The organism is Corynebacterium sp. BF-R-2 (genome assembly GCF_024586525.1).
Classification (GTDB): domain Bacteria; phylum Actinomycetota; class Actinomycetes; order Mycobacteriales; family Mycobacteriaceae; genus Corynebacterium; species Corynebacterium singulare.
In genome coordinates, this window is sequence record NZ_JAMFTP010000008.1 from 18,303 (window position 1) to 44,162 (window position 25,860).

The following is a 25,860-nucleotide window of genomic DNA, read 5'->3' on the forward strand; positions in this document are numbered from 1 at the left end:
ATATACAACGATTTATTACTATGCGCAGCGCACGAGGGGTTTAATACCCGATTTCGCGGCGGCGCTCGGCCGCGGCACGCAAGCGCTCGGCGCGCTTTTTCTTTTCCCCTTCGGAAAGCTCGTCGAAGAGCTCTTCATCCGACTCGCTAAAGTTCAGCACGCCGCGCGCAGCCCAGGACGCGAAGAACGCGATGACGGGCGAAATCCAGAAATAGCTCCAATCAAAGACGAAGAGGCCTAGGAAAAGCGCGATCATCGCTACCGACCAGATGACGGAATCCGCTATTTGGACCTTACGGCCGCGGGAGAGCATCTCCTGCAGTTCCGCCTCGTGGCGGCTAGCGGGTGCGGTGGCGTTTGGGGTGGAAAGCTCCGGCAAGTCTGCGAAAAGCTTGGCCACTTCCCCACGGGTGCGCGCTGCGGCAGCTTCACCGGTACGTTGCTCAAATTCATCGGGGCCCAACGCGCCGTTGACGAAGTGCTGGCTCAACTTCTCTAGGGCCTCGGAACGCTCCGCATCACCAACGCGGATGTCTGGGTTCTCCATTAATAACCTGCCTTCGGGTCAACCCAAGTTGGCAGCGGCTCCCCCGACGCGAAAGCCTTGGCCACTTTGACGGTGTGCGCACCGATCTTTTCGCGCACGGAGCGCTGCGTATTAGCAATGTGCGGGGTGATGACCACGCGCTTGTCCTGCCACAGCGGGTGATCCTCCGGGAGCGGCTCAGGGTCGGTGACGTCGAGCGCAGCACCAGCAATCTCCCCGGAGTCCAAAGCAGCAACGAGGTCCTCGGTATTGATGAGCGGGCCACGGCCGACGTTGACCACAACCGCGTGGGAAGGCATTTGTTTCAAGGCTTCCGCGTCCACCATGTGGCGGGTTTCCGGGGTCAGCGGCGCAATGAGGACAAAGTAGTCCGCCTTCGGCCAGACCTTCTCCACCTCAGCGATGGGATAGGTCTCATCCGCGCCCTCGACGGGGTTGCCGGAGCGATTGACCGCGATGATGCGCGGGCCAAAGCCGGAGAGCATCGTAATTAACCGCTTGCCAATTCCGCCCGCACCGATGATGGCGACAGTCTTGTCGTCGTAGAGATAGGAAGTGTGCGCCTCCATCTCAGCATAGGAATCGAAGGTGCCGTTGACGCGACGGTGCGCATGCAGCTGCGCCAAGAGCAGCGCGATGGTGGATTCCGCCACCGTGCTGTCATAAACTCCGGCCGCATTCGACCACGGCACCGTACTGTCCTTCATCACGTCAAGGACATGGTCCACGCCCGCTGATGGAATCTGGACGAAGCCGATATTCTCCGGGAGTGGGTCCGGGAAATCGGTGCCGTCACCGGTGTAGATGAGGAAGGAGGCGTCGGAAAGCGCGGCGCGTTCAAACCCCGCAGCGTCCAACACCGCGATGGTCTCCTCCCACGGCTTCGGTTCAATGGCGTACTTCATGAAATGTCCTCCCTTAGTATCCGGCATCCGGGTCCACGCGCGTGGGCATGGGTTCGCCGTGCTCCCACGCAGCGGCGTTGGCGTTGAAGATAGCACCCATGTGGTGCTGGGCCACCTGGAAAGATGCGCCCATATGGGGCGTCATTGTGGCATTCGGAAGGTCATACAGCGGGTGGCCATCCGGCAGCGGCTCCGGGTCCACGACCTCCAGGCCGGCACCGGCAATCTGGCCTGTACGCAGGGCCTCCACGAGGTCATCGGTGACGACCGTGCTTCCACGGCCAACGTTAATAAAGAGCGCCGAGTCCTTCATGGCACGGAAAACTGAGGCATCGAAAAAGTGCTCCGTCTCCGCTGTCGCCGGCAGAATACTCACCACGAAATCCGCGTCACCCCACACCTCATCCACGCGCTCGATGGGGAGGGTGGCATCCGCGCCTTCCACTGTGCGGCCCGAACGATTCACCGCGGTGATGTGCGCGCCGAAGGGCTTCAGATACGCAATGAGCTGCTTTCCGATTCCTCCCGCGCCCACAATCACGACTCGCTTCGGCCCCTGCTGGTCATAGAGCCACGCCTGGGACTCATCAAGTTCCTGCGCCACCGACCACGTCTTGGCCAGGGCAAACGCCTTGTGATGGTGTGCTTGGGAGAGCAAGAGGCCCAGCGCGGATTCCGCCACCGGTTTGGCAAAGGCCCCGGCGGAGTTACACCACGGCACCCCATCAGGCTGGATGATGCCGGCTTCGATGAAGTGATTGACGCCCGTGAAGCAGTACTGCACCCACTGGATATTCTCCGGAAGCTCCGGAACCTCCGACACGTCGGAAGAGGTGTTGATGAAGACCTCGGCCTCAGCAAGGCTCTCCACGCGCTCATGCCCGGCCTCCTCGATATCCCGAACGGTGGGTTCCCACACGTCCGGCCCCATGTAATAGCGCATCAGATACGGGAGGCGAAGTTGGACAGGTAGTCTGCGTGCACCACGGGGCGGCGCAGGTCCTCGGGAAGTTCATCCGTGTGCTTGCCCAAGAGGCTGCGCAGCGTCTGCGAGTCATAGCCCACCTCGCCGCGGCCAATGACTTGGCCCTTCGGGCCCATAATGTCGACGATCTCGCCTGCGTTGAACTCGCCCTTAATATCAGTCAGTCCCACGGCCAGCAGGGAGTTGCCGCCGCGCACCACGGCCTCCATCGCGCCTTCATCTAGACGCAGGGAGCCGCCGGCATCGGCACAGTAGAGCGCCCAGAACTTCCAGGCGGAGAGGCGGCGCTCCTCACGAGTGTGGAAGACGGTGCCCACGGAGGCGTCGTCAAGCGCCTGCCCGATGTTGTCCGTCGACGTCAGCAGCACCGGGATGCCGCCACGGGTGGCCAGGCGGGCAGCGGACACCTTGGTGGCCATACCGCCGGTACCGACCTTGCCGCCGTCACCGGCCACAACTGCCTTAAGGTCCTTACCGGTGCGCACCTCTTCGACGAACTTGGCGTCCGGCTCCGCCGGGTTCTTGTCATAGAGGCCATCCACGTCGGAGAACAGGAAGAGCGCGTCCGCGCCGACGAGATTGGCCACGAGCGCGGAGAGGCGGTCGTTATCACCAAAGTGCATCTCGGAGGTCGCCACGGTGTCATTCTCGTTGACGATGGGCACCGTGCGCATCTGGCGCAGGCGGTCAATGGTGCGCTGGGCGTTGCGGGCACGTTCGCGCTTGCCGACGTCCGACGCCGTCAACAGCACCTGTCCAATGGTGCGGTTGTAGCGTGCAAAGGACACGCCCCACTCGTACGCGAGGTGGACCTGGCCGACTGCCGCCGCTGCCTGCTTGGTGGCGAGGTCAGTTGGGCGCTGTGTCAGGCCCAAGGGGCCCATGCCGGCAGCCACCGCACCGGAGGAGACGATGATGATGTCGGAGACATTCATGCGGGCACACACAGCATCAACGATCTTGTCGATCTTCTCCGTGGAGGTCACAAAATCGTCGCGCGTGAGCGAGGAGGAACCGATCTTGATGACGATGCGCTTGGCCTTTGCAATCTGATCACGCAGCGGGGAGGAGAAGCCGCTGGATTTATCCGAGAGCGTGGGGGTCTCCGGATAATCCACGTCCGGTGTTGGCCCCTCGAAAGGTTCGAGAGGGAGAGGATAGTCGAGCTGGTTGTCTGGTTCAGTTGACATAAAAGCTCAGTATACCGGCCTAGCCCTGCCAGCGATCGCGGTTCGCGGACTCGCGCGTGATCTCCTCATCCGTGCCGTAATCGAACTCATCCACCAAACCACGGCGCGCCTGGGAAGCGCGCTTGCGCTCTGCGGCGGAGACGCGCTCGGTGCTCATGAGGCGAGCATCCTGGCCGCGGCCGGCATCCGTGGCGCGGCCGCCTGCCATCGGCTCGTACTCGAAGGTGATATCCCCGATGGTCACCGGGCAGCCTTCCTCCGCGCCCATCTTGTGCAGCTCGGCCTCCACGCCGGCCTTGGCCAGGCGGTCGGCGAGGTAGCCCACGGCTTCGTCGTTCTCGAAGTCCGTCTGGCGGATCCAGCGGTCGATCTTCTCGCCCTCAACGATGAAGCCGCCCTCCACCTCCGGGTCCTTGGTGATGGTGAAGTCGGCGAAACGTCCCTTCTTCTTGCCCACGGACTTCGGCTGGATGATGGTGTGGTTCTTATCTGCCTTAGCCTTCGGCTGGGCCTTGCGGTGCTCGTTGACCATCTCCATGAGCTTGTACTTGAGCGGGTCCAGTCCCTTGCGCGCCACCGCGGAGATGATGAAGACCGGCCAGCCGAACTTTTCCTCAAGGTCGTCCTTGACAAATTCAGCGAGCTCCTCCGCCTCCGGCACATCGGCCTTATTGAGGATGATGACGCGCGGGCGCTCGCGCAGGTCACCGAGGCCGTTGTCTTCCTCCAGCAGCTCCTGGTACTTGGCCAGCTCGTTCTCGAGAGCCTCAATATCGGAGACGGGGTCGCGGCCGGGCTCAATCGACGCGGTGTCCACCACGTGCGCCAGCACCGCGGTGCGCTCAATGTGGCGGAGGAAGTCCAGGCCTAGGCCCTTGCCTTCGGCTGCGCCTGGAATAAGACCCGGCACATCGGCCATGGTGAAGGACTCGTTTCCCATGTCCACCACGCCCAAGTTGGGCTGGAGGGTGGTGAAGGGATAATCACCAATCTTTGGCTTCGCGGCCGAGAGCACCGAAATCAGCGAGGATTTACCCGCCGACGGGAAGCCCACCAGGCCAACGTCCGCCATGGACTTCAACTCCAGAACCAGCTCACGTGCCTCACCGGGCTCGCCCTGCAGCGCAAACCCCGGGGCCTTGCGCGCCGCCGATGCCAGCGCCGCGTTGCCCAGACCGCCATAGCCGCCCTCGGCTGCAACAAATCGGGTACCGGGAACAGTGAGGTCCGCGAGCATCTCGCCCTCTTCGGTGTAGACAACGGTGCCGGCTGGCACCTCGAGGATCAGATCCTCGCCACGCGCACCGTTGCGCATATCGCCAGCGCCGTTGCCGCCTCGCTCCGACTTGATGTGCGGGCGGTAGTGAAAATCCATGAGGGTGTGGATCTGGGTAGAGACCTCGAGGAGAATGTCTCCGCCGTGACCGCCGTTGCCGCCATCGGGGCCGCCGAGCGGCTTGAACTTCTCGCGGTGGACGGACGCGCAGCCGTGGCCGCCGTCGCCTGCCTGCAGGTGCAATACCACTCGGTCAATGAATCGTGCCATGCCCGCTAGTGTAATGGTTCCGACCATGCCAACCTAGTCAGCCTCCTCCGTCGAGCGACAGAAAACGCCAAAATCCCGAGCTCCACATATCGGGATGCTCGGGACCTAAGACTACAAGCTCTTAAGCGGTGGCCTCTGCGGCTACCTCTTCGGCCGGCACGATGTTGACCATGCGGCGGCCGCGCTTGGTGCCAAACTCGACGGAGCCGGCAGCGAGAGCGAACAGGGTATCGTCGCCGCCGCGACCAACGTTCTCACCCGGGTGGAACTTGGTGCCGCGCTGACGCACGATGATCTCGCCGGCCTTAACCTGCTGACCACCGAAGCGCTTGACGCCGAGGCGCTTGGACTCGGAATCGCGACCGTTGCTGGAGCTGGAAGCACCCTTCTTGTGTGCCATGTGGTTTCCCCTCCTTCAGGGATGGATTAGAGCCGGTTAAGGCTTACTTGATACCGGTGATCTTCAGCGTGGTCACCGGCTGACGGTGGCCCTGACGCTTCTTGTAACCAGTCTTGTTCTTGTACTTGAGGATGTCGATCTTCGGGCCCTTGCCCTGCTCGACAATTTCTGCGGAGACAGAGACCTTCTCCAGGTCAGCTGCCTTCGACTTGACGGTTGCGCCATCGACGAGCAGAACCGGGGTGAGAGCAACGGAGGAACCCGGCTCACCCTCGATCTTCTCGACCTTGACGAGGTCACCTTCAGCAACCTTGTACTGCTTGCCGCCGGTCTTGACGATCGCGTACATAGAGGGCTACCCCTTATCTAAACTCGGCTCGTCAGCGGCTGGGTGATGCCACCGACGAATGGACATTGGACAATTGCGTTCAGACCACAAGCCGCGAGAGACGCGCGAAAACCGCATTCGTCCCGTCCAGCGCATTCATGGTCTAAACAGCGACTGTCAAAGACTACCCCGTCAGGTGCCGAAAAGGCAAAACGCTCCTTTCTAGCGCGAGCTGCGGCGGGTGACACGGCGCCTACCACGCCCACCCCTGCGGCTTGCCGACGCCCCCTTGGCCCCAGCCTCCTTCTTCCGTGCGGGGGTCTCCTCCCGCTTCTGGGTCGCCGAGGACTGTGGAGTCTCCGCCACGATAGTCGGCTGCTGGGCGCTCATCGTGCGGCGCACCGCGCGGCGACGACCGCGACCGCGGGTGTTACGCGCGGACGCACTGTCAGTCTTTTCAGATTCCTTGACCGCGGCAGTGTTGTTTGCCTGCGCCTCCGACTTCGTCGTTGCCTCTGACTCCTGGTCGAAGTCCTCGCGCTTCGGGCGCACGTCCGAGCGCGAGTTACCACGCGTGCGGCGCTTGCGGCGTGGCGACTTTTCGAATTCCTCGACGGCTTCCTCGTAAGTCTTGCGCGAGCGCTGCTGTGGCTGCTCTTCGTGCGACGTGTCCTGTGTGGACGCGGAGCGATCAGCCTTCTCCTCGGACTTACGCGACGTGCGCGTTGCCCGGCGCGGCTTGCGGGATCGCTTCGACTTCTTCGGCGTCATGCTCTCCGCCACGGCATAGCCAATGGACGCGCTGTCCGGTGTGCCAGCTTCGACCTCGTCGCCGCCAACGTGGTCGACAGCGTCGTCGTCTGAGTCGACGACGACCACGTTGGCCACAAGCTCCTCGAGTGCGGAGTCCTTGCTGCCACGCGCACCCTCGAATGATTCGATGTCGTCTGTGTCGCGAACGGCAGTGTTTTCTACCTCGTCATCATCATGTCGATGCATCCGCACGGCGGCCGGGTGCTGCTTCGGATCGCGGTGCGGTGCACGGCGCTCCTTGCGGCCGCGGCGCTGCGGCTTGGAGTTCTCCTCCTCCGGTTCCTCATCGACCGGGTACTCATGGATGATGATTCCGCGACCGTTGCAGGCTTCACACTCAGTTGAGAAAGTTTCGATGAGGCCGGTGCCCACCCGCTTGCGGGTCATCTGCACTAGGCCTAGCGAGGTCACCTCGGAGACCTGGTGGCGGGTGCGGTCACGGCCCAGGGCTTCCTTGAGGCGGCGCAGGACGAGGTCCTGGTTTTCTGGCAGCACCATGTCGATGAAGTCGACGACGATCATGCCGCCCATATCGCGCAGGCGCATCTGGCGCACAATCTCTTCGGCTGCTTCGAGGTTGTTGCGGGTAACGGTCTCCTCAAGGTTGCCGCCGGAACCTGTGAACTTACCAGTGTTGACGTCGATGACGGTCATGGCCTCAGTGCGCTCGATGATGAGCGTGCCGCCGGACGGCAGCCACACCTTGCGGCTGAGAGCCTTGTGCAGCTGTTCGTCAATTCGGTAGGTGCTGAAGGCATCCTCTCCATCGTGTTCGCGGGAGTCGTAGCGCACCACGCGATCCGCCAGGTCATGCGCCATGGAATCGACGTAGGCGCGCACTGTGTTGTAGGAGCGCTTGCCATCAACAACAAGCGTGCTGAAGTCCTCATTGAAAAGGTCTCGCACAACTTTGATGAGCAGATCCGGCTCCTCATACATCGTCACCGGCTTAGCACCCTTGGTGGCCTTTTCGTGAGCGGCGCGAGCACTGATGTCCTCCCACAGGGAGTGCAGGCGGTTGACGTCGGTAGCAATGTCCTCTTCCGGGACGTTTTCCGCGGCGGTGCGGATAATGGCGCCGCCATCGCCCGGAATGACGCGCTCCAGAATGCCTTTGAGGCGCTTGCGCTCCGGTGCCGGAAGCTTACGGGAAATACCTGCGCTGCGCCCACCCGGGACATAGACCAGGAAGCGACCAGCCAGGGAAATCTGGGTTGTCAGGCGCGCACCTTTGTGGCCGATCGGATCCTTAGCCACCTGGACCAGAATCTGATCCCCCGACTTCAGGGCGTTCTCAATCTTGCGGCCGCGCCCACCAATGCCGAGCGCGCGCCAGTCGACGTCCCCCGCGTAGAGCACGCCATTTCGCCCCTGTCCGATATCGACAAAGGCAGCCTCCATCGAGGGCAAGACGTTCTGAACGCGGCCCAGGTAGATGTTGCCAATCTGGGAGGGGTGCGATTCGGTCGTGACAAAGTGCTCGACAAGGAGGTCATCTTCCAAGACTCCGACCTGGGTGATGATTCCGGCACCGTCGGTGCGCTGCTTATCGCGCACCACCATCGTGCGCTCCACCGATTCCCGGCGAGCCAGGAATTCAGCTTGGGAGACGATGTGCTGGCGCTCGCGGCCCTTCTCACGTAGCTCAGCGCGGCGGCGGCGTTGGGCTTCGATGCGGGTCGAGCCCTTGATGGCCTTGGGTTCGTCGATAAGCTCGGCCCCACGGCCCTCAGCACCGCGCCCACGTGAGGTGCCGCGGCTGCCGCGGCGGCGACCGCGCTGCTGCGGCGACGATGCTGCGTCTTCGTCAGAACCATCGGCGCTATCCAGTACCTCTGGCTTCTGACGCTTCGGCGTCGGGGCGGCCTTCGGCGCCATGAAGACTGGTGCGTACTCGTAGACCTCCGGTTCCTCCTCCGGCATCGGCGTAATCAGCGGGGTGAGGTCATCCTCGTCGAAATCATCGCCGGATTCGGCGAGTGCCTCGTGCAGCATCTCAGCGTCGACCTTGTCCACGATCTGGGAGATTTCATTGTCAACGTTCTTGCGCACGCGTTCGCGCAGCTTTTCCTCGTCCTCGCTCAGCTGCTCGGGCTGCTCGAGCTGTTGTGGCTGTTCCGCAACGTTATCCGCGGAGTCCTCCGGCTGGCTGAACAACTCCTCCTTCGCGGGCTCCTGCTTCTGCGGCTTATCCTTTTGAGGCTTATCCTTCTGGGGCTTTGCGGTCTCAGCTTCTTTCGCTGCTTTCTCCGTCTTGTCAGCCTTGGCAACGCGCTTCGCCGCGCGCTTGGCCCGCTTCTTCGGGGCAGTCTTCGCTGGCTTTTCCTCGGCCGATGCCTCTGTGGCTGCGGCCACTTCGTCGGTGACAGTCTCAGCCTTGGTGTGGGTGGTGGGGGCGAGGGACTCGATGAGTTGGCCAATCTCCTCTGGTGAGGCGGAGGACTGCGCCGACTTCTTCATACCCATATCCACAAACTGCGCCACCAACTCCTTGGAGGCCACGCCCAGTTGCTTAGCTAGGGCGTACAGGCGGGTTTTGGGCGCAAGTGCGTCACGGTCAATCCCCGCTACCGCTGCTGCCAGAGTCGATTCACTGCGTACTTCTTCTTTTTTCTTGGATGCCATGAACGGCTAATCTCCCGACGTCTGCTCACCCCGGGCGCAGGTTGCCGCCACACGGTGGTGAGACTTTATAAAACTCTTTGCTTCAGTATTCAGTTATATGAGTATCTGTGCCTTCCATTCTGGCACAGATTTCAGTGTAAGCCACATGTTAGTATCGCCGCTATGTCCGAGCTGGAACATAGAAACACACCCGCTACCCCAGCACGGCGTGAATCTGCGCCGCGCACGGTGGCTCAGGCCCGTGCCCGCAACGAGATTGCGATGCGGGATATCATCACCGTTGCCGTACCGGCGGGCATCGCGTCCGGTCTTCGCGCTGTTGACTTCCCCTACCCCTACGCGGTGCCGGTCTATGCGGTGCTGTGGATCGCCATGGCCTACGGCGCCATCCGCATCATTCGCAGCAAGCCGAAGTTCGTCCAAGCTGCGCAAGAAGAGTACCGGGCGGGCGATTACCCCGTTCTCGCCTACTTTCTGCCCGTCCTTGCTCTCTTCTCCCCTCTCATCGTTGAGGGAATTAGGTCCACCGGGATTGTCGGCGATATCTCGCTCAACCCCATCCTGAGCGCCGCCGGGCTTACTGCCCTCTCCATCCCCGCGTTCATCATCGGCGGCCGCGCTTTCGGTACCACCTCCTACCGAGTGGGCAGGCGCCGCATCAAGGCCATCACCGAACAAGAAAGCCTCGAGGGCGTCACCCAAGAAAGCGTCGCAGCAGTTCAGGCCCACCCGGAGGTGCTGAGCGGACTCGTAGCCGCCGGCGCCGTCACGGGCAATACCACGACTATCCCGGCGCTGGGTAAGTTGCTCGGCTACGACGAGGGGCTCGAGGATGAACTGCGCGAGCTCGAGAAGGCCGGCGTGGTGAAGCTGCCTGGTCTCATCCAGTGGAGTGGTGAGCGGACCTTTAACATCACTCTGACCGAAGCTGGCGTGCGCAGCATCGACGCCGCGCGCACGCGCTAGCGCGGAAGAGTGGCATCTCCCGGGAAGAGTTTCGGACCAATCCACAGCATGAAATAGACCAGACCAACGAGGACTGGAATCTCAACAAGGGGACCAATCGTTCCGGCAAGGGCTTGAGCAGACATCGCTCCGAAGGTGCCGATGGATACTGCAATGGCAAGTTCAAAGTTATTTCCTGCTGCAGTAAACGCCACGCTGGCAGACTGCGCATAGTTCATACCAACGGCCTTTGCCACGCCCAGCGACAATACAAACATGCCTACGAAGTAGATAACCAGCGGCACGGCCACGCGTACTACCGCTACTGGCTGCTCCACAATGTGCTCGCCCTGCAGGGAAAATAGCAACACAATTGTGTACAGCAGACCAATCATGGCCAGTGGTGATACGGCCGGGAGGAAGCGGTTCTCAAACCATTCCCGTCCTTTTACCTTTTCGCCCCAGACGCGAGACAGCACACCCAACAGGAGCGGGATGCCCAAGAAGACGAGCACGGACTTCACAATGGCCCAGAAGGAAAAGTCAACACTTGTCACATCCAGTCCCAACCAGCCGGGGAGGACGCGAAGGTAGAACCAGCCCAGAACACCGAACATGGCGACCTGGAAGATGGAGTTGAGGGCGACAAGCACAGCCGTTGCTTCGCGGTCAGCGCACGAGAGGTCCGACCACACAAGCACCATGGCAATACAGCGCGCAAGGCCCACAATGATGAGGCCGGTACGCAGCTCCGGCTGGTCTGCCAAGAACAGCCACGCCAGGGTAAACATTAACGCCGGCCCCACCAGCCAGTTGAGGACAAGCGATACCGCCATGAGGCGGCCATCCGTGGCAATTTCCTTGGTCTTCTCGTAGCGGACCTTGGCCAAGGGCGGATACATCATGACGAGGAGGCCAATGGCGATCGGGATGGAAATCCCGTCCACTTCAACGGCCCCTAGGGCTTGGCCAATTCCGGGAATGAAGTGGCCAATGAGCAGTCCGGCGGCCATCGCCAGAATAATCCACACGGGTAAAAATCGGTCAAGAAAAGACAACTTCGGGCGCTGCGGAGCGGCCATGCCTTCCCTCCTTCTAGCTTGAATAGAACGTGATACGAACATTCAATGTACAGAACATATTGATAGGCGTCAATATGACGCTGGGGGCGAAGATAGCTCCTATACTGATCACATGGCTTCCTCTTCCACGCCCGAGACCAGTGTGCCCGGCACTGAGTGCTGCTCCTTAAGCATGGGCCCACTCAGCGACGCCGAGGCGATGCATTTTTCGCAGCAATTCAAAGTCCTCGCAGACCCAGCCCGCCTTCGTCTGCTGTCCATTTTGTGCGAGGAAGGCTGCGGTCCAATGAGCGTCACGGAGCTCACCGAGCTCACTGCGCTGAGCCAGCCCACGGTCTCCCACCACTTAGCACGTCTGCGGGAGGCCGGCCTGTTATCCAAACAGCAACGCGGCCGCACCGTCACCCACCAGGTGCACAAAGACGCTTTTGCGGCCTTGCGCACGCTGCTGTCATTCGACTAACCGGCGCCTGACCTGTTCTGCGCTCAAGCACACAGGTCGGGGTTCAGTAGCAGAAATGACAAAAGCCCGAGCAGTTCAAATGCTCGGGCTTTAGTGCGCGCTAGACGCGGTGAACTTCTTTAGAGGTTCGGGAACCAGATGGAGATCTCGCGCTCAGCGGACTCCGGGGAGTCGGAACCGTGGACGACGTTCTCGCCGACGGTCAGAGCGAAGTCACCGCGGATGGTGCCCGGGGTGGCCTTCTCTACTGGGTGGGTGCCACCGGCAAGCTGGCGCCATGCGGCGATAGCGGACTCGCCCTCGACGATGCCAGCAACCAGCGGTGCGGAGGTGATGAAGTCAACGAGCTCACCGAAGAACGGCTTGTCCTCGTGCTCGGCGTAGTGCTTCTTGGCGGTCTCCTCGTCGGCGACGCGCAGATCCATGGCGACGAGCTTCAGGCCCTTGCGCTCAATGCGGGAGATGATCTCGCCCACGTGGCCGTTCTTCACGCCGTCCGGCTTGATGAGAATGAGTGTACGTTCAGTCATACGGCACATAGTACAGGTAAGCCGTGCCCGCGTCCGCGCAGAGGGCCATTAAGTGAGGCGTCGCACGATTTCTTCGGCGCGCTCATGGCTGGTGCCGCGGAACCACATCTGAACCTGGCGCACGGCGGTGCCGAACTGGCCGTTATCGAGCAAGCCTTGGAGCTCCTCGCGGTGCCAGCCCTCAAGGTCCTCAAACTGGACTGGGCGCTGCTCACTCTGGTGTTTAAGCATTCCCACGACAAGGAAAATGAAGGCGGGAACGAGCAAAGCGAGCGGAAGTGCATAGCCGCCATTGACAATCTTGGCCACGACAGCGGCGAGACAAAGAAGTGCAGAGAGACCGTAGAGAAGGTAGCGCATGCCCGCTAGTCTAGCGCGTTCAGTGTGGAGTCTAGCCACATACGCGAGCTCATGAGCAGGCGCTTTGCTGCGGCTGTGTGCGGGGCCCAGAGTTCAAAAGCGTGAACGCCACCTTCGACGACCTCGCACTGCGTAGGCACGCCAGCTGCCTCGAGGCGCTCAGCATAGTCCAGGATCTCGCCATAAAAGAGCTCGCTGTGCCCGGCGTAGAGCCAGGCAGGTGGCAATCCAGTGAGGTCCGCACGGCGGCCAGGCACGGCATAGGGCGCAGTCGGGTCATCCTGCACGTAGTAGCGCCAGGCCAGCGCATTGGAATCTGCGTCCCAGATGACGTTGCGCTCGTCGGACGCGGCGCGGTCATCGAGCATGGGGCAGAAAAGCCACTGCCCCACCGGCTGGGTTCCGCCCTCGTCCAGAAGGCGCTGGCACAGAGCCGCAGCAAGCCCGCCGCCAGCGCTTTGGCCGCCAATGACGATGCGGTCGGCGCGCACCCCAAGCTCATCCGCATGGTTAAGGAGCCAGTGGTGGGCCGAGTGGACGTCGTCAAGCGCAGCGGGGTACGGATGCTCCGGGGCGAAACGATAGTGCGGTGCCACCACCGTCACGCCCAGCTGCGCGGCGGTGTCCTTGAGGTGCTTCACGTCCTGGCGGGGATGACCCATGAGCAGGCCGCCGCCATGAATCCACAGCACCACGGCGCGGGGGTTATCCGGCTCATAAATGGTGGCTCGGATGTCGCGGTTCTTCACGCGGCGGGTGCGCACACCGTGAATGTACGGCGCAGGCCACAGCGCCGGGACGACGCGGCCGGCGCGGCGGATGAGCGGATTCGTCGGATCGAACAATGACATGACTGCCGCACCCGCGCGCAGTTCCGGCCGGATATACACCGCTTAGTCCCCTACTTCTCGTTGAGGTGCTGCGTGGTGAGGTAGCCGCGCTCCATGCGGGCCACGATGACGGAGCGCATATACGCTGCCAGCGCCCAGAGAAGGGCAAAGATGATGAAGATGGTGGCTACCGACCAGTGGATCATAAAGCCCAGCACGATTCCGATGATGTGAAGAACAATCTGTGCGCCGACAATCCACGGCTTGTTCATGAACGGGAAGGACGCCAGCAACAGCACCATAAAACCAATGACCACGCCGTAGTTGAACGGGGTCCACAGGGTGCCATCATAAAGCTTGTACAGCATGGGCAGAGCGAGGACGAGTGTGAGCAGCTCCAACGTCAGGGAGCTGGCCACGACCATGCCTCCAAATTGCTTGAGCGGGTCCTTCGTGGGGGCTTGGCCAAGGCCGAGGGGGCCAATTTCCTCCTCGGGAATAGGCTTGCGGGAACTCATGCGGGCTCCTTTCCAAAGAGTGCGCGGGCATCGCCGGCGGTGACGACCGAGCCGGTGATGATGATTCCGGAACCGGACTGGACGTCGGCGTCCTCAGCCAATTCCACGGCTTGGGCATAGGCACCAGGCAGATCGGGATCAACATAGACGCGTTCCTCGCCGAAGATATCGCGAGCGAGCTCCGCCAGCTCATAGGCGTCGCGGGCGCGTGGCGAGGCGTTCTGTGTGATGACAACCTCCGTGAGCACGGATTCTAAGGCGGTGAGGATGCCGGCGGCATCCTTGTCGGTGAAGATGGACACCACGCCAATGAGGCGCGCGAAGTCGAAGTCGCGGTCGAGAGCTGCGGCTAGCGCCCTCGCGCCGTGCGGGTTGTGGCAGGCATCGAGGAAGGTTGTCGGGCTGGTGCGCACGCGCTCTAGGCGTCCCGGTGACACAGCCTTGGCAAAGCCGGTACGTACGGACGCGATGTCGATGGGGTTGCCTGACGACGCCCCGAAGAACGCCTCCACCGCCGCCAGCGCCACGGCCGCGTTCTTGGCCTGGTGCTCGCCGTGCAGCGGCAGGAAGATGTCTTCATAGAGACCACCCAGGCCCTGGATGGTGAGCTGCTGGCCACCCACCGCAATGCGGGATTCCAGCGCAGCGAATTCGGATCCGGCGCGGGCCACACCGGCGCCGACGTCCACGGTGCGCTGCAGGATAACGCGCATGGCCTCGGGGTCCTGTTCAGCAACAATGGCGATGTTTTCGCCCGGGGTGATGACATCGTCGGCGTCATGCTCGCGAGCCTTGATGATGCCAGCCTTCTCACCGGCAATCTCCGTGATGGTGCCGCCCAGGTAGTCAGTGTGATCCAGGCCTACTGGCATCACCACAGCGACTTCGGCGTTAACCACGTTGGTGGCATCCCACGTGCCTCCGAGGCCGACCTCGACCACGGCGACGTCGATAGGCGCATCAGCAAACGCTGCATAGGAAATGCCCACGAGTACCTCGAAGGTGGACATGGGAATGTCCGAGCGGGAATCCACCATCTCCACGTAAGGCTGGATCTCGCGCCAGATGCGCACGAAATCGCGCGGGTGGATGGGGTGGCCGTCAATGCCAATGCGCTCGGTGACCAACTGCAGGTGTGGGCTGGTGACCAGGCCCACGCGGCGGTGGAAAGAGCGCAGAAGCGAATCGATCATGCGCGCGGTCGAGGACTTCCCGTTGGTGCCGGCCACCTGGATGACGTGGAAAGAACGCTCCGGGTGGCCCAGGAGATCCATGAGCATCTCGATGCGCTCCAGGCTCGGCGCGATGATGGTTTCCGGGGCGCGGGAGTTGAGCTCCGCGGTGACCTGGGCTAACTCGGCGAGTTCCTCTGGGGAGGCTTGCTCCGGGGCAGCCTCCGCGTAGTCGCCCTCGCCGCCGAGGTTAAGGGTCAGGCCGGAGTCCGTGATTTCGACCGGCCCGCCGTCGGTGCCCTCCGCGAGGGCATCGACAATTTCGTACTCCTCGCGGTTGTTCTCCTCCGCCACTACTTGAGTCCCTCCAGACGTGCAGTGATACGCTCGACCTCTTCCTGGGCCACCTGCTGGCGGGTGCGGATCTTCTCCACCACGGCTTCCGGGGCCTTGGACAAGAATGCCTCGTTGCCCAGCTTCTTACCGGTCTGATCCAGCTCCTTCTGAGCCTTGGCCAAATCCTTTTCCAGGCGCTTGCGCTCGGCTTCCACGTCCACGGCACCGGAGGTATCGAGGGTGACCTCAACGGTGGCCTGGGACAGGCGCACCTCGATGGAGGCAGAGGCGGTAAAGTCCTCGCCCGGCTCGGTGGTGTTGGCCAGGTTGCGGATGAGTTCCTCCTGGTTCTGCAAGTCAGCCGCTGCGAAGTCGAGGCGGCCCGGGACCTTCTGGGAAGGCTTCACGCCCTGGTCGGAGCGGAAGCGGCGCAGCTCGGTGATGAGCTTATCGGCATCCTCGATGCGGCGCGCGGCCACCTCATCCTTCTCCGCGCCACCGTTGGTGTGCTCCTGCGTCGGCCACTGGGCGGTGACGATGGTCTCCCCACCGGTGAGCGCCTTCCACAGAACCTCGGTGACAAACGGCATGGTCGGGTGCAGCAAGCGCAACACTAGGTCGAGCACGCGGCCCAGGACGATTTGGGTGGTGCGTCCGGTGGCCTGCTCCTCGGCGGTGGCAGCGTCGAAGTCACGCGGGATCTGGGTCTTAGCAATCTCCAGGTACCAGTCACACAGCTCATCCCACACGTAGTGGTAGAGCAGCTCGTTGGCCTTGGCAAACTGGTAGTCATCCAGGTAGGCGTCCACCTTGACGCGGACTTCTTCGGCGCGGTCGAGGATCCAGCGGTCGGCGTCGGAAAGCTCCTCGCGTGCCGGAAGCTCCGCCACGCCCGCGCCGTTCATGAGCGCGAACTTCGTGGCGTTGAAGAGCTTGGTGGCGAAATTACGGCCAGCGGCAGCAGCATCCACGGCCAGCGGCAGGTCCACGCCCGGATTCGCGCCGCGCGCCAAGGTGAAGCGCAGGGCGTCCGCGCCATAATCGCGCACCCAATCCATCGGATCAATGCCGTTGCCCAGGGACTTCGACATCTTGCGGCCCTGCTCATCGCGGACCAAGCCGTGGAGGTAAATGTCCTTAAACGGCACCTGCGGGCGGCCGTCCTTACCTTCGCCCAGCAGCTCCGGGGTGTGAGCACCGGCAAAGGTACCGAACATCATCATGCGTGCCACCCAGAAGAACAGGATGTCATAGGCCGTGACCAGCACGTTCGTGGGGAAGAACTTCTCCAAGTCGGCGGTCTTCTCCGGCCAGCCCATGGTGGAGAAGGGCCACAGGGCCGAGGAGAACCACGTGTCCAGCACGTCCGGATCCTGCTCGTAGCCCTCCGGGGCCTCCTCATCGGGGCCGAGGCAGATGATGTCTCGCTGGCCGTCCTCGCCCTCCGGGCCGTACCAGATAGGAATGCGGTGGCCCCACCACAGCTGGCGGGAGATGCACCAATCGTGCATGTCATCGACCCACTCGAAGTAGCGCGGCTCCAGTGCCTTCGGGTGGATGGTGGTATCGCCCTCGCGGACGGCATCGCCGGACATCGTCGCCATCTTCTTGACGTCCACGAACCACTGCAGGCTCAAGCGCGGCTCAATCGGCTCGCCGGAGCGCTCCGAGTGGCCCACGGAGTGGACGTAGGGGCGAATTTCCTTGACAATGCGGCCCTGCTCGCGCAGCGCCTCGCGGATTTCAACGCGGGCTTCCTCGCGCGTCAGGCCATCGAACTGCGTGCCCGTGTTGGCGATGTGGCCGGTGGTGTCCATGATGGTGGGCATGTCCAAGTTGTGGCGCTGGCCCATGGCGTAGTCATTGGGGTCATGCGCCGGGGTGATCTTCACCGCGCCGGTACCGAATTCCATATCGACGTAATCATCAGCAATGATCTTCAGGCTCAGGTCATCGCGGAAGGGGTGCGGCAGTTCCTTGCCCACGAGGTCGGCGTAGCGCTCGTCATCCGGGTGAACGGCGATGGCCACGTCACCCAACATGGTTTCCACACGGGTGGTGGCGACGATGAGGTGCGGTTCATCGTCGTTAAGCGAGCCATAGCGAATGGACACGAGCTCGCCCTCGACGTCCTTGTAGACAACCTCAATATCGGACACGGCGGTCTCCAGCACCGGGGACCAGTTCACCAGGCGGTTGGCCTGGTAAATCATGCCTTCGTCGTAGAGGGTCTTGAAGATGGTCTGGACGGCGCGGGAGAGGCCATCATCCAACGTGAAGCGCTCACGGGACCAGTCCACGGAATCACCGATGGCACGCATCTGGTTCTGGATGGTGCCGCCGTACTGCTCCTTCCACTCCCAGACCTTCTGGATGAATTCCTCACGCTCATAATCCCAGCGCTTCTTACCTTCTTCCTCACGCAGCTTTGCCTCCACCTTGGTCTGGGTGGCAATACCGGCGTGGTCAGCGCCCGGCAGCCACAAGGTGGCATAGCCCTGCATGCGCTTGCGGCGAATGATGGAATCGATCAGAGTGTGGTCCAGGGCGTGCCCCATATGCAGCTGGCCGGTGACGTTCGGCGGCGGCAGCACGATGGAGTACGGCTCGGCCTCTGAGGACGCGTCCGGGGTGAAATAACCAGCGCTTACCCAGCCTTCGTAGAGGTCCTTCTCTACTGCCTGCGGCTCCCAGGACTTGGGAAGCTGGTCCGCGCGGTTGGTGCCAACGAGTTGCTCTTTATTCTGATCAGTCACCTGGCCAACTCTACCCTGTGCGTCAACTGGCACCCGACCCCTGGCTAGAGTAAAGACATGTCGCACATTTCACGTCTTCGAACTCGCCATTTTGCCCGCGCCAAGGAAGAGTCCCAGGCCTTTGCCTGCATGACCAGTTATGACTGCATGACCGCCGGGATTTTTGATGAAGCCGGCATAGATCTCCTGCTCGTGGGCGATTCCCTGGCCAACGTTGTGCTGGGCCGGGAGACCACGTTGTCGTTGACCCTCGATGAGATCATTCCGCTGGCCCGCGCGGTGGTCACGGCCACCTCCCGCGCGTTTGTGGTGGTAGACCTTCCCTTCGGCACTTATGAGGCGGGGCCCGCGCAGGCGCTGGAGTCGGCGGTGCGCGTGATGAAGGAGACCGGCGCGCAGGCCGTGAAGTTGGAGGGCGGTGCGGAGCGCGCTCCGATTATCGCCGCGCTTGTCGACGCCGGCATTCCCGTCTGCGCCCACATCGGTTTCACGCCCCAGCAAGTCCACGCACTGGGCGGGTTCGTGGTCCAGGGCCGCGGTTCGGGCGCCGAGAAGCTTTCGGCTGATGCCCGCGCGCTTGCCGATGCCGGCGCGTTCGCCGTCGTTCTCGAGATGGTCCCCGCCGCCCTGGCGGAGGAGGTCACCAAGGAGCTTCCCATCCCCACCATCGGCATTGGTGCCGGGGCGCAGACCGATGGCCAAATCCTTGTGTGGACCGATGCTTTCGGCCTGGGTGGACCTAAGGCTCCGCGCTTTGTGCGCCGCTACGCAGACCTGCGTGGCGCGCTGCTCAGCGGCGCGAAGGAGTATGTAGCCGATGTCAGCGCCCGCTCCTTCCCTAACGCCGAGGAATCCTTCGAGGACTAGGCTTTATAGTTATGAAAATTCTTCGTACGAAAGCTGAACTGCGGGACTTCCGCGCACCATTAACCGGTTCCATAGGCTTTGTTCCCACGATGGGCGCCCTCCACGAGGGCCATGGTTCCCTGGTGCGTCGCGCCCGCGAGGAGAACGACCACGTCGTCTGTTCCGTCTTTGTCAACCCGCTGCAGTTCACTGACCTCGGTGACTGCGAGGACTACCGCGCCTATCCGCGTGATCTGGACGCCGATGCCGCCTTCCTCGAATCCCTAGGTGCCGATGCCGTCTTTGCTCCCAGCGTGGAGGAGATGTATCCCGACGGAACTCCCCGCGTATGGGTACGCACGGGTGAGATGGGCTCGGTCCTCGAAGGTGCCTCACGGCCGGGCCACTTCGATGGCGTGGCCACGGTGGTCACCAAGCTTTTTAATCTGGTGCGCCCCGACCGCGCCTATTTTGGCCAGAAAGATGCCCAACAGGTGGCGATCCTGCGCCGCATGGTCTCCGATCTCGATCTTCCGGTGGACATCGTCAGTGCCCCGATCGTCCGTGCAGCAGACGGCGTGGCCGAGTCCAGCCGCAATGCCCGCCTGAGCTCTACTGAGCGCGAACAAGCCGTCGCATTGTCACAGTCACTCTTCGCGCTGCGAGATGGCACCTCGCTGGAGGCTGCGCGCGCCCAGCTCGCCTCCTCCCCCGGCGTCACCGTGGACTACCTCACCGTGGTGGACCCCGCCACACTGGAACCCGTGAATGAACAGCACCGGCCCGCCCTGGCGCTGGTGGCAGCGCAGGTGGGGCCGGTGCGGCTCATCGATAATCTCGTGCTAGACGCTTAGTCCTTGAGCAGGTGCGCGACAGCTTCGCGCTCCTCACGCAGCTCCTGCACGGAGGCCTCGATGCGTTCCTTCTGGAAGTCATTGAGCTCAAGCCCCTGGACGATTTCCCACTTGCCATCACGAGCCACCGTGGGGAATCCGGCGACGAGGCCCTCATCCACGCCATAGGAGCCATCGGAGACGACGGCCGCCGTACGCCAATCTTCGGTGCCGTGGATCCAATCGTGCATGTGGTCCACCGCGGCAGACGCGGCGGAAGCTGCCGAAGACTTGCCGCGCACTGCGATGATCTCGGCGCCGCGCTTGGCCACCTTCGGAATCATCTCTTCCTTGTACCAGTCCTCATCCACCTCAGCGTTGGAGAAGGTCAGATCCGGGAACTGGGAGGCGGAGTGGTTGCCCCACACAGCCACCTTAGTGAGCTCCGCGGTGGGCGTGCCGGTCTTGAGGGAAACCTGGCTCTGCGTGCGGTTGTGGTCCAGACGCATGAGTGCGGTGAACTGGCTCGGGTCCAGGTCCGGAGCGCTCTGGGCAGCGATGTAGGCGTTGGTGTTGGCTGGGTTGCCCACGACGAGGACGCGGACATCGCGCGCGGCAACGTCATTAATCGCCTTGCCCTGCACAGTGAAGATGGCGCCATTGGCCTCCAGGAGGTCAGCGCGCTCCATGCCCTTGCTGCGCGGGCGGGAGCCGACGAGGAAGGCAGCCTTAGTGTCCTTGAAGGCCACGTTCGGATCATCGGTGACGGTGATGCCGCGCACCAGCGGGAAGGCGGAGTCATTGAGCTCCATGGCCACGCCCTCAGCCGCGCCGATGGCCTGCGGGATCTCCAGCAGGGCCAGCTCCACTGGGGTGTCCTTGCCGTAGACATCACCAGCGGCGATACGCCACAGCAGCGAGTAAGCGATGTTGCCGGCGGCGCCGGTTACGGTGATCTTCACGGGTTGCGATGCAGTCATGTGTGACATCCTTTCGACGGGGTACTCACCTTCCCACCCTAGTCCCGTTTGCCTTCCCCATGGGGTGTGATTTCACCCCCGAAATACCCAAGATCTCTGTACTTGAGCTCCGCCTACATAGTTTTTCGGCATAGTGGTAGAGAGCGGGCATAACCAGCCACCATTTCCTATGCGCACAAGGACGGGACTTTCATGACCACTGAAACCTCATCGGTCAACTCCGGCTCTGTCGAGCGCGTTATCGATGTTGCGATCGCGGAGTTTTCGGAGCACGGCTTTGCCGAGACCAAGCTAGAGTCCGTATCGAAGCTGTCTGGCATGTCCAAGCGCATGATCCACTACCACTTCGGCGACAAGAAGGGCCTCTACCAGCAGGCCCTCGCCGCCGCTGCCAAGCGCCTCAACCCGCCGGAGGGCAGCCTCGCCGTTGACTCTGCAGTCCCCGTGGAAGGCGTACGCACGCTCGTGGAATGGATGTTTACCCAACACGTAGCGAACCCCGAAGCCATCAAAATGATGACCATGGAGTCCTCACATAGTGTGCTGGATTCCTCGCAGGCGGTTATTGATGTCTCTGAGATTTCCCTCCACCTGGACAAACTCCTCCTCTTGGGTCAGGATTCAGGCGCCTTCCGCCCGGGGATTACCGCCAATGACATCTTCACGTTGATTGCGGCGTTGACGATGTATCGTGTGACCAATCACTCGATGATGAACAACCTGCTGGACATCGACATGCAAAGCCCCACCAACACCGAGGGCATGCACCGCATGGCGGTCGACGCTGTCTTGGCCTTTCTCACCGCCAACATCCCCGACTCGGGCCACCAGTCCTATCTCACACAGACCGAGGCCGAAGTCGGTACCGAGGCCACCCCGCAGGACATCTACTCAACCGAGGCGGACGATAACCTCAACGTCTCCGCTGGGCTTTATGAGGACTAGCACCCCATCAGGACCACAGTAAAGAGATCCTCTGCGCTCAGCTTGTCCTAAAACACCAGGCAGCCACCCAACCTTGCGCACATAGAGCCCTACTACTCTGGTCTCTTTACGCTAAGGGGTTCGGCATCACTTAGATGGAATCCGCCAAAGGGCACTTTCAGGCGTGAAAACGCCCTCTAGAGAGGATAAAAGGCATCTTCACAACTGAAGATGCCTTGTAGAAGATGCCCTGTGGCAGATGAGCGCCTAAGCGGATTCCTTCGCCTCATCCGAGTAGACGAACTCCGGCTCTCCCTCGCCCTTCACACAAGCCTCGGTGATGTGAACGCTGGAGATATCCTCGCGGTCAGGCAAGTCATACATGACCGGAACCAGCAGCTCCTCCATGATGGCGCGCAGGCCACGCGCACCGGTCTTGCGCTCCAGCGCAAGCTCGGCGATGGCCTCCAACGCCTCGTCCTCGAAGTGCAGGTCCGCGCCATCCATGCTGAACAGGCGCTGGTACTGCTTGACCAGGGAATTCTTGGGCTCCACGAGTACTTTGACCAGGGACTCGCGGTCCAGGTTATCCACCGTGGCCACCACGGGAAGGCGGCCGATGAACTCTGGGATGAGACCAAACTTGACCAAATCTTCCGGGCGCACCTGGGAGAAGAAGTCCACGGACTCCTTCTCATCCTTGGTTTCCAGCTTGGCCCCAAAGCCCACGCCCTTCTTACCCACGCGCTCTGAAATCACCTTGTCCAAACCAGCGAAGGCGCCAGCAACGATGAACAGAATGTTGGAGGTATCCAGCTGAATAAACTCCTGGTTCGGATGCTTACGGCCGCCCTGCGGCGGGATGGCCGCTACGGTGCCCTCCAGGATCTTCAGAAGAGCCTGCTGCACGCCCTCACCGGATACGTCGCGCGTGATAGATGGATTCTCCGACTTGCGGGAAATCTTGTCCACCTCATCGACGTAAATGATGCCGTGCTGTGCACGCTCCACATCAAAGTCTGCAGCTTGCAGCAGCTTGAGCAGAATGTTCTCAACATCCTCGCCGACATAGCCGGCCTCGGTCAGGCTCGTGGCATCGGCGATGGCGAAGGGGACATCGAGAAGCCGTGCCAGGGTCTGCGCCAGGTAGGTCTTACCGGATCCTGTGGGGCCCAGCATGAGGATGTTGGACTTGGCAATCTCGACGTCTTCATCCTGCGCCTTCTTACGGCGACTGTCTAAGCCCGCAGCTTCCTCCGCCTTGATGCGCTTGTAGTGGTTGTACACCGCCACGGACAGCACTCGCTTGGCCTGATCCTGACCAATGACGTACTTGTCCAGGAAGGCAGAAATTTCTGAGGGACGCGGCAGGCGCATCTCCTTCTCACTATCCGCCTCGGCCTGAGCTGCACCGAGCTCTTCCTCAATAATCTCGTTACAGAGCTCGATGCATTCGTCACAAATGTAGACGCCGCCGCCGGCGATAAGCTTCTTCACTTGCTTCTGGCTCTTTCCGCAGAAGGAACACTTGAGCAGGTCAGCGCTTTCTTGCATACGTGCCATGAAGGCCTTTCAACTCTTTTTCTCTGGGGTGTGTGCGGGTGGCGATTCTACTCCATCCTCCCCGCAGCCTTTGTTCCACTCTAGTAAACCACTCGGACCCCGGCGTCATTCCCAGCGAGACGGCGCGCCATTGAATTTAAAGCACCAGTTAATAGACATAGACAGAGCGGTTCATTAACTTACTTCGGGATTCCCCAACACCAGAAAGTTTTACATGGACATCCGCGAACTTATTGACCACTCCCCCATGAGCGCACGCCAATGGTTCATCATTGCCATCGCGCTCTACCTCAATGCCCTCGACGGCTACGACATGGTGGCGATGGCCTTCGGCGCAGGGTCTGTCGCGCAAGACTTTGCGCTGTCTGATTCCGCGCTGGGCTGGCTTCTCTCCTCCACACTCATCGGCATCGGCCTGGGCTCCCTGTTTCTCGCTCCGCTTGCTGACCGCCTTGGCCGCACCAAGCTCATCACCGTCTCCCTCATCATTGATCTCGCAGGTCTCGTCCTCACCGCCCTCGCGCCTACCTTTGGCCTGCTCATCCTTTTCCGCCTCATCACCGGTATTGGCGTCGGCGGCGTACTCGTCTGCGTCACCGTGTTGGTGAGCGAATACTCCAACAATCGATTCCGCGGCCTCGCCGTGGCTATTTATGCCTCCGGCTATGGACTGGGTGCTTCCTTCTGCGGTGTTATCGCTTCCTCCTTCGACACCTGGCAACCCATCTTCTGGGTCGGTGCAGCGCTCACTGTCCTTGCGCTGGTTCTCACCATCGCTGCGGTTCCGGAATCCGCTGATTTCCTCGCCGCTCGCGGCCGCATGGACAAAGTCCGCAGCATCGCCGCTGCCCTCGGTCTGCAGGGCGACGTCAGCGTGCGCCCACGCACTGAGCACACGACTTCCTACAAGGAGCTGGTGTCGCCGCAGTTCCTCCGCACGTCCATCAAGCTGTGGCTGGCGTTTAGTCTTATCATGTTTGCGTTCAATTTCACCTCGCAGTGGACCCCGAAGCTGCTCACAGCTGAGGGCCTCACCGCACAGCAGGGCATCCTGGGCGGCATCATGCTCTCCTTCGGCGGTGCCATCGGCGCCGTTATCTATGGCCTTTTCACCACGCGCATCGACGCCCGTCCCCTCCTCATCGCTTTCTGCGTCGTCTCCTCCGGCGTACTCGTGGGATTCATTTATTCCTCCTCCGCTCCTTCCCTCATGTTTGCCCTCGGCGTGGGGGTTGGCCTTACCCTGAATGCCTGCATTTCCGGCCTCTACACTGTCGCCCCGGAGGCTTATCCTTCGGCGCTGCGCACCACTGGAACCGGTGCTGCCATCGGCATCGCCCGTGTGGGTGCTACCCTCGCGCCCATCCTGGCCGGCTACCTGCTCGAAAGCGGCTGGACCCCAACCGGGCTGTACACCCTGGCCGGCGTCACAGCGCTCCTAGCGGCCGTCTCGCTCATCGGCGTGCGCGCTTACACGGCCTCCGCTACAGCAACTGCACCCCAGCCTGTCGCTGCCTAGACTGGGAGGTAGATTCCGTAGCCACCTCATAGGAGCAGCACCATGTTTGACCTTCAGGATCAGGTAGCCATCGTCACCGGCGGCGCGGCCGGCATTGGCCGGGGGATTGTCAGCGCGCTGCGTGAGGCGGGCGCCACCGTTGTCATCGCGGACCTCAACCTCGAGGCCGCACAGAAAACTGCCGAGGACTTGGGTGCGGACGCCCTGCTTGCCGACGTCACCTCGCGCGACTCCATCCGCACCCTCTACCGGGACGTCGTCAAGCGATATGGCCACATCGACATCGTCTGCTCCAACGCCGGCGTCTTCCCCAACTGCCCGCTCGAGGATATGACGGATGAACAGTGGGATGCCATGTTTGCCATCAACACGCACGGCACCTTCACCGTGGTGCAAGAGGCGCTGCCGTACATGAAGAAGGCAGGATACGGGCGCATCGTCATCACGACCTCCATTACCGGCTCCCACACCGGCTACCCCGGCTGGGCACACTACGGCGCTTCCAAGGCCGCGCAGCAGGGCTTCATGCGCTCCGCGGCATTAGAAGTTGCCCGCGATGGCATCACCATCAACGGAGTGCTACCCGGCAATATCCTCACCGAAGGCCTTGAGGACCAAGGCCAGGAGTACCTCGACCAGATGTCGCGCTCGGTCCCCATGCACCGTCTGGGCTCCCCGCGTGACATCGGTAACGCCGCAGCCTTCCTCGCCTCCCGCGAAGCTGGCTACATCACTGGTCAAACGCTCATCATCGACGGCGGCCAAATCCTCCCCGAATCCCCCGAGGCTATCCTGCCGCCCTACGAGGACTAAGCCTCCCCGCACGACGAAGCCCCGCCCCCGGAATCCTCCGGAAGGCGGGGC

General features: G+C 62.0%; 24 protein-coding genes. 7 read left to right on the forward strand and 17 right to left on the reverse strand.

Features of this window, described 5'->3' with window-relative positions:
• Positions 1 to 40: 40 nt before the first annotated feature.
• From M5J09_RS06700 to M5J09_RS06735, 8 genes are all read right to left on the reverse strand, one after another.
• Entirely contained in the window at positions 41 to 547 is a 507-nt protein-coding gene (locus M5J09_RS06700; RefSeq protein ID WP_257157359.1) for a DUF1707 domain-containing protein, read from the reverse strand.
• Positions 547 to 1,452 carry a D-isomer specific 2-hydroxyacid dehydrogenase family protein gene (locus M5J09_RS06705; protein WP_257157360.1) on the reverse strand — a complete coding sequence of 302 codons (906 nt, stop codon included), beginning with the start codon at positions 1,450 to 1,452 and terminating at the stop codon, positions 547 to 549. The genes M5J09_RS06700 and M5J09_RS06705 overlap by 1 nt, the downstream gene beginning before the upstream one ends.
• Before the next feature lie 13 nt (positions 1,453 to 1,465).
• Entirely contained in the window at positions 1,466 to 2,395 is a 930-nt protein-coding gene (locus M5J09_RS06710; RefSeq protein WP_257157361.1) for a D-isomer specific 2-hydroxyacid dehydrogenase family protein, read from the reverse strand.
• Positions 2,395 to 3,627, reverse strand: a complete 1,233-nt coding sequence (gene proB / locus M5J09_RS06715; RefSeq protein ID WP_257157362.1) for a glutamate 5-kinase — start codon at positions 3,625 to 3,627, stop codon at positions 2,395 to 2,397. The genes M5J09_RS06710 and proB overlap by 1 nt, the downstream gene beginning before the upstream one ends.
• A 19-nt stretch (positions 3,628 to 3,646) precedes the next feature.
• Positions 3,647 to 5,173: a GTPase ObgE gene (obgE, locus tag M5J09_RS06720; RefSeq protein ID WP_257157363.1), complete on the reverse strand. Its 1,527-nt coding sequence runs from the start codon at positions 5,171 to 5,173 to the stop codon at positions 3,647 to 3,649.
• Between the two features lie 121 nt (positions 5,174 to 5,294).
• Positions 5,295 to 5,573 carry a 50S ribosomal protein L27 gene (rpmA, locus tag M5J09_RS06725; RefSeq protein WP_042531960.1) on the reverse strand — a complete coding sequence of 93 codons (279 nt, stop codon included), beginning with the start codon at positions 5,571 to 5,573 and terminating at the stop codon, positions 5,295 to 5,297.
• A gap of 43 nt (positions 5,574 to 5,616) precedes the next feature.
• Positions 5,617 to 5,922 carry a 50S ribosomal protein L21 gene (rplU, locus tag M5J09_RS06730; RefSeq protein ID WP_042531962.1) on the reverse strand — a complete coding sequence of 102 codons (306 nt, stop codon included), beginning with the start codon at positions 5,920 to 5,922 and terminating at the stop codon, positions 5,617 to 5,619.
• Positions 5,923 to 6,123: 201 nt separating this feature from the next.
• Entirely contained in the window at positions 6,124 to 9,339 is a 3,216-nt protein-coding gene (locus M5J09_RS06735) for a translation initiation factor IF-2 N-terminal domain-containing protein (protein WP_257157364.1), read from the reverse strand.
• Positions 9,340 to 9,501: 162 nt separating this feature from the next.
• Between M5J09_RS06735 and M5J09_RS06740 the strand changes: the two genes are divergently transcribed.
• Positions 9,502 to 10,305 (forward strand): hypothetical protein, encoded by an 804-nt coding sequence (locus M5J09_RS06740; RefSeq protein WP_257157365.1) that lies wholly within the window; start codon positions 9,502 to 9,504, stop codon positions 10,303 to 10,305.
• Here M5J09_RS06740 and arsB read toward each other — a convergent pair.
• Entirely contained in the window at positions 10,302 to 11,366 is a 1,065-nt protein-coding gene (arsB, locus tag M5J09_RS06745) for an ACR3 family arsenite efflux transporter (protein WP_257157366.1), read from the reverse strand. The two genes, M5J09_RS06740 and arsB, sit on opposite strands and share 4 nt — an antisense overlap.
• A 112-nt stretch (positions 11,367 to 11,478) precedes the next feature.
• Between arsB and M5J09_RS06750 the strand changes: the two genes are divergently transcribed.
• Positions 11,479 to 11,829: a metalloregulator ArsR/SmtB family transcription factor gene (locus M5J09_RS06750; RefSeq protein WP_070538260.1), complete on the forward strand. Its 351-nt coding sequence runs from the start codon at positions 11,479 to 11,481 to the stop codon at positions 11,827 to 11,829.
• 119 nt (positions 11,830 to 11,948) lie between these two features.
• Here M5J09_RS06750 and ndk read toward each other — a convergent pair whose 3' ends face one another.
• From ndk to M5J09_RS06780, 6 genes are read right to left on the reverse strand one after another with little or no spacing between them, the layout of a single operon-like run.
• Positions 11,949 to 12,359, reverse strand: coding sequence for a nucleoside-diphosphate kinase (gene ndk, locus M5J09_RS06755; protein WP_039676402.1), 411 nt, complete (start codon positions 12,357 to 12,359; stop codon positions 11,949 to 11,951).
• Positions 12,360 to 12,407: 48 nt separating this feature from the next.
• Positions 12,408 to 12,719 (reverse strand): hypothetical protein, encoded by a 312-nt coding sequence (locus M5J09_RS06760; protein ID WP_042531971.1) that lies wholly within the window; start codon positions 12,717 to 12,719, stop codon positions 12,408 to 12,410.
• A gap of 5 nt (positions 12,720 to 12,724) precedes the next feature.
• Positions 12,725 to 13,570: an alpha/beta hydrolase gene (locus M5J09_RS06765; RefSeq protein WP_257157367.1), complete on the reverse strand. Its 846-nt coding sequence runs from the start codon at positions 13,568 to 13,570 to the stop codon at positions 12,725 to 12,727.
• 50 nt (positions 13,571 to 13,620) lie between these two features.
• Positions 13,621 to 14,067: a DUF4233 domain-containing protein gene (locus tag M5J09_RS06770; RefSeq protein WP_144790982.1), complete on the reverse strand. Its 447-nt coding sequence runs from the start codon at positions 14,065 to 14,067 to the stop codon at positions 13,621 to 13,623.
• Positions 14,064 to 15,593: a folylpolyglutamate synthase/dihydrofolate synthase family protein gene (locus tag M5J09_RS06775; protein ID WP_308937011.1), complete on the reverse strand. Its 1,530-nt coding sequence runs from the start codon at positions 15,591 to 15,593 to the stop codon at positions 14,064 to 14,066. The genes M5J09_RS06770 and M5J09_RS06775 overlap by 4 nt, the downstream gene beginning before the upstream one ends.
• Entirely contained in the window at positions 15,593 to 18,331 is a 2,739-nt protein-coding gene (locus M5J09_RS06780; protein WP_257157368.1) for a valine--tRNA ligase, read from the reverse strand. The genes M5J09_RS06775 and M5J09_RS06780 overlap by 1 nt, the downstream gene beginning before the upstream one ends.
• Positions 18,332 to 18,388: 57 nt before the next feature.
• Here M5J09_RS06780 and panB point away from each other — a divergent pair, with 57 nt between their 5' ends.
• Positions 18,389 to 19,198, forward strand: coding sequence for a 3-methyl-2-oxobutanoate hydroxymethyltransferase (gene panB, locus M5J09_RS06785; RefSeq protein WP_257157369.1), 810 nt, complete (start codon positions 18,389 to 18,391; stop codon positions 19,196 to 19,198).
• Positions 19,199 to 19,209: 11 nt separating this feature from the next.
• A complete protein-coding gene (gene panC, locus M5J09_RS06790) occupies positions 19,210 to 20,031 on the forward strand; it encodes a pantoate--beta-alanine ligase (protein ID WP_257157370.1) in 822 nt (273 codons plus the stop codon).
• Here the strand turns inward: panC and M5J09_RS06795 are convergent.
• Complete coding sequence (locus M5J09_RS06795) at positions 20,028 to 20,990, reverse strand: malate dehydrogenase (RefSeq protein ID WP_257157371.1); 963 nt, start codon at positions 20,988 to 20,990, stop codon at positions 20,028 to 20,030. The genes panC and M5J09_RS06795 overlap by 4 nt on opposite strands.
• A gap of 192 nt (positions 20,991 to 21,182) precedes the next feature.
• On the opposite strand from M5J09_RS06795, the gene M5J09_RS06800 reads away from it, so the two are divergent.
• Entirely contained in the window at positions 21,183 to 21,935 is a 753-nt protein-coding gene (locus M5J09_RS06800; protein WP_070538244.1) for a TetR/AcrR family transcriptional regulator, read from the forward strand.
• Positions 21,936 to 22,181: 246 nt separating this feature from the next.
• On the opposite strand, the gene clpX is transcribed toward M5J09_RS06800, so the two are convergent.
• Positions 22,182 to 23,477, reverse strand: a complete 1,296-nt coding sequence (clpX, locus tag M5J09_RS06805) for an ATP-dependent Clp protease ATP-binding subunit ClpX (protein WP_042531987.1) — start codon at positions 23,475 to 23,477, stop codon at positions 22,182 to 22,184.
• Between the two features lie 214 nt (positions 23,478 to 23,691).
• Between clpX and M5J09_RS06810 the strand changes: the two genes are divergently transcribed.
• Both M5J09_RS06810 and fabG read left to right on the forward strand, forming a co-directional pair.
• A complete protein-coding gene (locus M5J09_RS06810) occupies positions 23,692 to 24,996 on the forward strand; it encodes an MFS transporter (RefSeq protein WP_257157372.1) in 1,305 nt (434 codons plus the stop codon).
• 42 nt (positions 24,997 to 25,038) lie between these two features.
• Positions 25,039 to 25,809: a 3-oxoacyl-ACP reductase FabG gene (gene fabG / locus M5J09_RS06815; RefSeq protein ID WP_257157373.1), complete on the forward strand. Its 771-nt coding sequence runs from the start codon at positions 25,039 to 25,041 to the stop codon at positions 25,807 to 25,809.
• The last annotated feature ends 51 nt before the right edge of the window (positions 25,810 to 25,860 follow it).

What these genes read in the sequence shown, in the direction of transcription:
- M5J09_RS06700 (WP_257157359.1), bottom strand. Translation starts at nt 547, where the DNA reads ATGGAGAACCCAGACATCCGCGTTGGTGATGCGGAGCGTTCCGAGGCC.
- M5J09_RS06705 (WP_257157360.1), bottom strand. Translation starts at nt 1,452, where the DNA reads ATGAAGTACGCCATTGAACCGAAGCCGTGGGAGGAGACCATCGCGGTG.
- M5J09_RS06710 (WP_257157361.1), bottom strand. Translation starts at nt 2,395, where the DNA reads ATGCGCTATTACATGGGGCCGGACGTGTGGGAACCCACCGTTCGGGAT.
- proB (WP_257157362.1), bottom strand. Translation starts at nt 3,627, where the DNA reads ATGTCAACTGAACCAGACAACCAGCTCGACTATCCTCTCCCTCTCGAA.
- obgE (WP_257157363.1), bottom strand. Translation starts at nt 5,173, where the DNA reads ATGGCACGATTCATTGACCGAGTGGTATTGCACCTGCAGGCAGGCGAC.
- rpmA (WP_042531960.1), bottom strand. Translation starts at nt 5,573, where the DNA reads ATGGCACACAAGAAGGGTGCTTCCAGCTCCAGCAACGGTCGCGATTCC.
- rplU (WP_042531962.1), bottom strand. Translation starts at nt 5,922, where the DNA reads ATGTACGCGATCGTCAAGACCGGCGGCAAGCAGTACAAGGTTGCTGAA.
- M5J09_RS06735 (WP_257157364.1), bottom strand. Translation starts at nt 9,339, where the DNA reads ATGGCATCCAAGAAAAAAGAAGAAGTACGCAGTGAATCGACTCTGGCA.
- M5J09_RS06740 (WP_257157365.1), top strand. Translation starts at nt 9,502, where the DNA reads ATGTCCGAGCTGGAACATAGAAACACACCCGCTACCCCAGCACGGCGT.
- arsB (WP_257157366.1), bottom strand. Translation starts at nt 11,366, where the DNA reads ATGGCCGCTCCGCAGCGCCCGAAGTTGTCTTTTCTTGACCGATTTTTA.
- M5J09_RS06750 (WP_070538260.1), top strand. Translation starts at nt 11,479, where the DNA reads ATGGCTTCCTCTTCCACGCCCGAGACCAGTGTGCCCGGCACTGAGTGC.
- ndk (WP_039676402.1), bottom strand. Translation starts at nt 12,359, where the DNA reads ATGACTGAACGTACACTCATTCTCATCAAGCCGGACGGCGTGAAGAAC.
- M5J09_RS06760 (WP_042531971.1), bottom strand. Translation starts at nt 12,719, where the DNA reads ATGCGCTACCTTCTCTACGGTCTCTCTGCACTTCTTTGTCTCGCCGCT.
- M5J09_RS06765 (WP_257157367.1), bottom strand. Translation starts at nt 13,570, where the DNA reads ATGTCATTGTTCGATCCGACGAATCCGCTCATCCGCCGCGCCGGCCGC.
- M5J09_RS06770 (WP_144790982.1), bottom strand. Translation starts at nt 14,067, where the DNA reads ATGAGTTCCCGCAAGCCTATTCCCGAGGAGGAAATTGGCCCCCTCGGC.
- panB (WP_257157369.1), top strand. Translation starts at nt 18,389, where the DNA reads ATGTCGCACATTTCACGTCTTCGAACTCGCCATTTTGCCCGCGCCAAG.
- panC (WP_257157370.1), top strand. Translation starts at nt 19,210, where the DNA reads ATGAAAATTCTTCGTACGAAAGCTGAACTGCGGGACTTCCGCGCACCA.
- M5J09_RS06795 (WP_257157371.1), bottom strand. Translation starts at nt 20,990, where the DNA reads ATGACTGCATCGCAACCCGTGAAGATCACCGTAACCGGCGCCGCCGGC.
- M5J09_RS06800 (WP_070538244.1), top strand. Translation starts at nt 21,183, where the DNA reads ATGACCACTGAAACCTCATCGGTCAACTCCGGCTCTGTCGAGCGCGTT.
- clpX (WP_042531987.1), bottom strand. Translation starts at nt 23,477, where the DNA reads ATGGCACGTATGCAAGAAAGCGCTGACCTGCTCAAGTGTTCCTTCTGC.
- M5J09_RS06810 (WP_257157372.1), top strand. Translation starts at nt 23,692, where the DNA reads ATGGACATCCGCGAACTTATTGACCACTCCCCCATGAGCGCACGCCAA.
- fabG (WP_257157373.1), top strand. Translation starts at nt 25,039, where the DNA reads ATGTTTGACCTTCAGGATCAGGTAGCCATCGTCACCGGCGGCGCGGCC.